The sequence below is a fragment of the uncultured Acidovorax sp. genome (assembly GCF_964021665.1).
In the GTDB taxonomy this organism is placed as follows: domain Bacteria; phylum Pseudomonadota; class Gammaproteobacteria; order Burkholderiales; family Burkholderiaceae_C; genus Acidovorax; species Acidovorax temperans.
Genome location: NZ_CAXIAK010000133.1, coordinates 1 through 6,605, shown reverse-complemented (window position 1 = coordinate 6,605; position 6,605 = coordinate 1). Strand labels below are relative to the sequence as shown.

Sequence of the window (6,605 nt, the reverse complement as noted above, 5' to 3'; positions counted from 1 at the left end):
ACGCCCACCTGGACCACAGCGGCTACCTGCCCCTGCTCGCCCGCGACGGCTACCACCGCGACATCCATGCCACGCGGGGCACCCGCGACCTGTGCGCCATCCTGCTGCCTGACAGCGGCCACCTGCAAGAGGAAGACGCGGCGTTCCTGAACCGCCACAAACTCAGCAGCCACAGCCCTGCGCTGCCGCTGTACACCCGGCTGGATGCCCTGCACTGCCTCAAGCAATTCAAGCCCCATGGCCTGCACCAGCGCTTTGAGCCCCTGCCCGGCTGGCAGGCCACGTTTTCGAACGCCGGGCACATCCTGGGCGCGGCCAGCGTGCTGCTGGAAGTGGGCGGGCGCCGGATTCTGTTCTCGGGCGACCTGGGGCGGCCCGATGACATGCTGATGAACCCGCCCGACGCGCCGCCCAAGGCCGACACGGTGCTGGTGGAATCCACGTACGGCGACCGGGAACACCCGGCCGAAGACTTGTTGAGCGAACTCGGCCCCGCGCTGGCGCGTCTGGCTGCACGCGGGGGCGTGGCCGTGGTGCCGGTGTTTGCCGTGGGGCGCGCGCAGGTGGTGCTGCATGCCATCGGCTTACTTAAAGCGCAGGGCGTAATTCCAGCCTCACTCAAGGTGTTTCTCGACAGCCCCATGGCCGTCAGCACCACGGGGCTGTACCAACACCACCTGGGCGAACACCGCCTCAATGCCCGGGAAGTGAACGCGCTGGAGCATGGCGCGACGATGGTGCAAACCCCAGAACAATCCAAAGGCTTGGCGCGCTTGCATGGCCCCATGGTCATCCTGGCGGCCAGCGGCATGGCCACGGGCGGCCGTGTGCTGCACCACCTGGCGCTGCATTCTGGCGACCACCGCAACATGATCATCCTGACAGGCCACCAGGCCCCCGGCACCCGCGGGGCACGCCTTGCCGACGGCGAGCGATCCATACGCATTCACGGGCAAGACGTTGCCGTGAGGGCGGAAGTGGTCAAACTCAACTCCGCCTCTGCCCATGCCGACAGCCACCAGCTCATCGCCTGGCTGCGCAGCATGGAGCACGCACCCGACCGGGTGTTTGTCGTGCATGGCGAAATGAGCGCATCAGACCAGTTGCGACAACGCATCTCGCACGAGCTGCACTGGCAAGCCCAGGTGCCAGAGCACGGCTGCACCGTCGAGCTGTAGGCTGGGGCTTGGCCTGCGTTGGGTGCGGCAACATCGCACCCAACAGCCTAAATTTTTCAAAAAAGAGAGCGCCTGGCGCTTATCCAGTGCGGCCTAGAGGCATATTTCATTAGAAATTCGCCTCTGGCCGTGGCGTCCCAGTCAAAACCCGACAACGATGCAAGTCATCGCGTTTTGCGATGGCTTTGAGTGAAAATTGAGTAGAAAATAGAAAGCCTTCTCCGAATAAGAAGGCAAGCCCTTTCAACGCCCGCCATGAAAAGCTCAGAGCGCAACTTTGCGCGCCGCATTGACCTCACCTCGCTGCAACTGTTTGTGGCAGTGTGTGAGCTCGGCAGCATTGGCCGTGCGGCGGAGCGGGAATTCATCGCCGCATCGGCGGTGAGCAAGCGCTTGTCCGACCTGGAAGCCGCGGTAGACACCGCCCTGCTCTACCGCCACAGCCGCGGCGTCACCCTCACCCCGGCGGGCGAAAGCCTGCTGCACCATGCGCGCACCGTGCTTTTCGGGCTGGAGCGCATGCAGGGCGAATTGAGCGAATACGCCGAAGGCGTGCGCGGGCATGTGCGTGTGCACGCCAACATCTCGGCCATCTTCCAGTTTCTGCCCGAAGACCTGGGCGCGTTTGCGCGCCAGCACAGCCAGATCAAGATCGACCTGCAGGAACACCTCTCCAGCGCCGTGCTGCACGCCGTGCAGGAAGGCGCCGCCGACCTGGGCATCTGCAACCTGGGCATGGGCAGTGGCGGCACGCAAGAGCTGCCCAGCCGCCCTTACCGATCTGATCGCTTGATGCTTGTGGTGCCCGCAGGGCACGAGCTGGCAGCGCTGGACGCTATTGATTTTGAAGCGGTGCTGGACTGGGACATTGTGGGTCTGCATGCCAACAGCAGCATCAGCCTGGCGATGCGCGCTGCAGCGGCTGCCGCCGGTCGCCCCTTGCGCCAGCGCATCCAGGTCACGGGGCTCGATGCCATGTGCCGCATGATCGACAACGGCCTGGGCGTAGGACTGCTGCCCGACCGCGCCTTTGCGCTGATGCGCAGCGTGGGCCGCCTCACCGCCGTGCCGCTGACGGATGCCTGGGCCCGCCGCGAACTGCGCGTGGTGGCCCGCGACTTTGACGCTCTGCCCGTGACATCGCGCCTGCTGGTAGAACACTTGACAGCACCGCGCCAAGCCCCGATACCAGCCACCGTGACCACCCCGGAATTGGCACCGCAACACTAGAATCATTGACCCACCTGAAAGAAGACCACGCTATGGGACGCACCCTCTACGACAAGATCTGGGACGAGCACGTTGTCCACACCGAAGAAGATGGCACGTCCATCCTCTACATCGACCGGCATCTGGTGCACGAGGTGACCAGCCCACAAGCCTTTGAAGGACTGCGCGAAGCCGGCCGCAAGGTGTGGCGCACCAGCTCCATCGTGGCCACCGCCGACCACAACACGCCCACCACCGGTTGGGAAAAGGGCTACGACGGCATCACCGATCCAATCAGCAAAGAGCAGATCACCACGCTGGACAAGAACATGGCGCAGATCACGCCCGCCGCGTTCTTCCCCTTCATGCACAAGCGCCAAGGCATCGTGCACGTCATCGGCCCCGAAAACGGCGCCACACTACCCGGCATGACGGTGGTGTGCGGCGACAGCCACACCAGCACGCACGGCGCGTTTGGCGCACTGGCGCATGGCATTGGCACTTCGGAAGTCGAGCACGTCATGGCCACGCAAACCCTGCTGGCCAAGAAGGCCAAGAACATGCTGGTGCAGGTCGATGGCACGCTGGCCAAAGGCGTCACGCCCAAGGACGTGGTGCTGGCCATCATCGGCAAGATTGGCACCGCGGGCGGCACGGGCTACACCATTGAATTTGCAGGCTCCGTATTCCGCGCGATGAGCATGGAAGGCCGCATGACGGTGTGCAACATGGCCATCGAAGCCGGTGCCCGCGCCGGCCTGGTGGCCGTGGACGACAAGACGATTGAATACGTGAAGGGCCGCCCCCTGTCGCCCACGGGTGTTGAGTGGGATCAGGCTGTGGAGTACTGGAAGACGCTGCACTCTGACGCCGACGCGAAGTTTGACGCCGTGGTCAAGCTCGACGCCGCCGACATCGTGCCCCAAGTCACCTGGGGCACCAGCCCCGAGATGGTGCTGGGCGTGGACGCCCGCGTGCCCGACCCTGAAAAGGAAAAGGACGCCACCAAGCGCGGCGCCATTGAGCGCGCCTTGACCTACATGGGCCTGCAGCCCGGCAAGCCGATCAACGACATCACCATCGACAAGGTGTTCATCGGCTCTTGCACCAACAGCCGCATCGAAGACATGCGCGAAGCCGCTGCCGTGGTGAAGAGCCTGGGCCGCAAGGTGGCCAGCAATGTGAAGCTGGCCATGGTGGTACCTGGCTCGGGCCTGGTGAAAGAACAAGCCGAGCGCGAAGGGCTGGACCAGATCTTCAAGGCCGCAGGCTTTGAATGGCGCGAGCCCGGCTGCAGCATGTGCCTGGCCATGAACGCTGACCGCCTGGAGCCCGGCGAGCGCTGCGCATCCACCAGCAACCGCAACTTTGAAGGCCGCCAGGGCAATGGTGGCCGCACCCATCTGGTGAGCCCCGCCATGGCAGCCGCCGCCGCCGTGCATGGCCACTTTGTGGACATCCGTCAATTTGCCTGACCCTCAACCAAGGAGCACACCATGAACAAGACTGTCGCCTTCATCACCCTCGCGCTGGCCTTTGTGCTGGCGGGCTGCAACACCGTGCAGGGTGTGGGCAAAGACATTGAACGCGCAGGCAACGCCATTGAGCGCGCCGCCAAGTAACACAAGGCCACCATGCAGAAATTCACCTTGCTCAAGGGCCTCGTCGCCCCCATGGACCGCGAGAACGTCGACACCGACGCCATCATCCCCAAGCAGTTCCTCAAGTCGATCAAGAAGACGGGCTTCGGCCCCAACCTGTTTGACGAATGGCGCTATCTGGACAAGGGCGAGCCCGGCATCCCCGAGAGCCAGCGCAAGCCCAACCCCGACTTCGTGCTGAACCAGCCGCGCTACCAGGGCGCCAGTATCTTGCTGGCCCGCAAGAACTTCGGCTGCGGCTCCAGCCGCGAGCACGCGCCCTGGGCGCTGGACCAGTATGGCTTCCGCGCCATCATCGCGCCCAGCTTTGCCGACATCTTCTTCAACAACTGCTTCAAGAACGGCCTGCTGCCCATCGTGCTGCCCGAAGCCACCGTGGCCCAGCTGTTTGATGAAGTGGCCGCCTTCCCCGGCTATCAGCTCACCATCGACCTGGAGCGCCAGGTCATCGTGCGCCCACAGGGTGAAGAGATCCCGTTCGAGGTGCAGGCCTTCCGCAAATACTGCCTGCTCAACGGCTTTGACGACATCGGCCTGACCCTGCGCCAGTCCGACAAGATCAAGGCCTTTGAAGCCCAGCGCCTGGCCACCAAGCCCTGGCTCGCGCACTCGATGGTCTCCTGATTCAGATATCAAGCAAAAATGGGCTCCAGCGCTTATCCAATAAGCGCTAGCAGCTATCAAAAGTAAAGCACCAGACAATGAAAATCGCAGTTCTGCCGGGTGACGGCATCGGTACCGAAATCGTGGCCGAGGCCGTCAAGGTCCTCAAGGCACTCGACCTGAAGTTTGAAATGGAATCCGCCTTGGTCGGCGGTGCCGCCTACGAGGCTCACGGCCACCCGCTGCCCGAGTCCACCCTCAAGCTCGCCAAGGAGGCAGACGCCATCCTGTTTGGCGCTGTGGGCGACTGGAAATACGACAAGCTTGACCGCCCCCTGCGCCCCGAGCAAGCCATCCTGGGCCTGCGCAAGAATCTGGGCCTGTTCGCCAACTTCCGCCCTGCCATCTGCTACGAGCAACTGGTGGGCGCTTCGAGCCTCAAGCCCGAACTGATCGCGGGCCTTGATATCCTCATCATCCGCGAGCTGACGGGCGACATCTACTTTGGCCAGCCCCGTGGCCGCCGCACTGCCGTGGACGGCCACTTCCCCGGTGCAGAAGAAGCGTTTGACACCATGCGCTACTCCAAGCCCGAAATCGAGCGCATCGCCCACGTCGCCTTCCAGGCCGCCCGCAAGCGCAACAAGAAGGTCACGAGCGTGGACAAGGCCAACGTGCTCGAAACCTTCCAGTTCTGGAAGGACGTGGTGACTGAAGTGGGCCAGCAGTACCCCGATGTGGAACTGCAGCACATGTACGTGGACAACGCCGCCATGCAACTGGTCAAAGCCCCCAAGGCGTTTGACGTGGTCGTGACCGGCAACATGTTTGGCGACATCTTGAGCGACGAGGCCTCGATGCTCACCGGCTCCATCGGCATGCTGCCCTCGGCCAGCCTGAACAGCAGCAACCAGGGCCTGTACGAACCCAGCCACGGCAGCGCCCCCGACATCGCCGGCAAAGGCGTGGCCAACCCCCTGGCCACCATCCTGAGCGCGGCGATGATGCTGCGCTTCAGCCTGAACCAGGAAGAAGCCGCCCAGCGCATCGAAGCCGCCGTGCAAAAGGTGCTGGCCCAAGGCCTGCGCACGCCCGACATCTACAGCGAAGGCACCACCAAGGTGGGCACCTCGCAGATGGGCGATGCAGTAGTGAAGGCGCTCGCCTGATCGCTGGTTCGCAGCGTCATCCCCCAGGGCGGCTGTGGCCGCCCTTTTTGTTGGGGAAATCGGTGTATGCAATTCCCGCATTGGCCCATGCACGCAATCGGCTAGAATCTGCGCATGTTTGCCGCCCGCCCGTTCGCCCTGAACACCGCTACTGCCGCCCTGGCAGGCGTGGCTGTGCGCGCAATCACCACCAAAACCACGACCATTATTAAGGGCTGATCCAGCTCCGGTACCGTCGTGCGCCCTCCCTGGCCAGACGAGCCGGGGCAAACAGTCTGGTCTGGCACTGTTTCTTAATCTGAAAGGGCGTTGAAATGAGCAAGTTGGTAGGTTTGGTCGGCTGGCGCGGCATGGTCGGCTCGGTGTTGATGGACCGCATGATCGAAGAAAAAGACTTCGACTTGATCGAGCCATTGTTCTTCTCCACATCCAACGCTGGCGGCAAAGCCCCCGCGCAGGCCAAGAACGAAACCACCCTGCAAGACGCGTACGACATTGACGCCCTCAAGCGCTGCGACATCATCATCACCGCGCAAGGCGGCGACTACACCACCGAAGTGTTCCCCAAGCTGCGCGCAGCGGGCTGGAACGGCCACTGGATCGACGCTGCATCGACCCTGCGCATGGAAAAAGATGCGGTCATCATCCTCGACCCCGTCAACATGCCCGTCATCAAAGATGCGCTGGCCAATGGCGGCAAGAACTGGGTGGGCGGCAACTGCACCGTGAGCTGCATGCTGATGGGTGTGGGCGCGCTCTACAAGGCCGGTCTTGTCGAGTGTACG

The 6,605-nt window shown here is 63.4% G+C and carries 7 protein-coding genes; all 7 read left to right on the top strand.

All coding sequences use genetic code 11. The annotated features are described in order from the left end of the window. Positions 1-1,178 (top strand): MBL fold metallo-hydrolase (locus tag AADJ04_RS17305; protein ID WP_341240376.1); only part of this gene is annotated, 1,178 nt, incomplete at its 5' end. A gap of 255 nt (positions 1,179-1,433) precedes the next feature. After that, on the top strand, positions 1,434-2,408 hold the full coding sequence (locus AADJ04_RS17300) for a LysR family transcriptional regulator (RefSeq protein ID WP_341240375.1): 975 nt from the start codon (positions 1,434-1,436) through the stop codon (positions 2,406-2,408). A 32-nt stretch (positions 2,409-2,440) separates the two neighbouring features. Beyond that, positions 2,441-3,862 (top strand): 3-isopropylmalate dehydratase large subunit, encoded by a 1,422-nt coding sequence (gene leuC, locus AADJ04_RS17295; RefSeq protein WP_341240374.1) that lies wholly within the window; start codon positions 2,441-2,443, stop codon positions 3,860-3,862. 21 nt (positions 3,863-3,883) lie between these two features. Next, positions 3,884-4,009, top strand: coding sequence for an entericidin A/B family lipoprotein (locus tag AADJ04_RS17290; RefSeq protein ID WP_273623509.1), 126 nt, complete (start codon positions 3,884-3,886; stop codon positions 4,007-4,009). Between the two features lie 12 nt (positions 4,010-4,021). Then, a complete protein-coding gene (gene leuD, locus AADJ04_RS17285; protein WP_273623510.1) occupies positions 4,022-4,672 on the top strand; it encodes a 3-isopropylmalate dehydratase small subunit in 651 nt (216 codons plus the stop codon). Between the two features lie 77 nt (positions 4,673-4,749). After that, complete coding sequence (gene leuB / locus AADJ04_RS17280) at positions 4,750-5,820, top strand: 3-isopropylmalate dehydrogenase (protein ID WP_341240373.1); 1,071 nt, start codon at positions 4,750-4,752, stop codon at positions 5,818-5,820. A gap of 314 nt (positions 5,821-6,134) precedes the next feature. Continuing rightward, positions 6,135-6,605: aspartate-semialdehyde dehydrogenase (locus AADJ04_RS17275; protein ID WP_341240372.1), on the top strand; the 471-nt coding region annotated here is incomplete at its 3' end.

Excerpts from the sequence above, each read along its gene's own strand:
- leuB (WP_341240373.1), top strand. The coding sequence starts at position 4,750 with ATGAAAATCGCAGTTCTGCCGGGTGACGGCATCGGTACCGAAATCGTG.
- AADJ04_RS17290 (WP_273623509.1), top strand. The coding sequence starts at position 3,884 with ATGAACAAGACTGTCGCCTTCATCACCCTCGCGCTGGCCTTTGTGCTG.
- leuD (WP_273623510.1), top strand. The coding sequence starts at position 4,022 with ATGCAGAAATTCACCTTGCTCAAGGGCCTCGTCGCCCCCATGGACCGC.
- AADJ04_RS17300 (WP_341240375.1), top strand. The coding sequence starts at position 1,434 with ATGAAAAGCTCAGAGCGCAACTTTGCGCGCCGCATTGACCTCACCTCG.
- leuC (WP_341240374.1), top strand. The coding sequence starts at position 2,441 with ATGGGACGCACCCTCTACGACAAGATCTGGGACGAGCACGTTGTCCAC.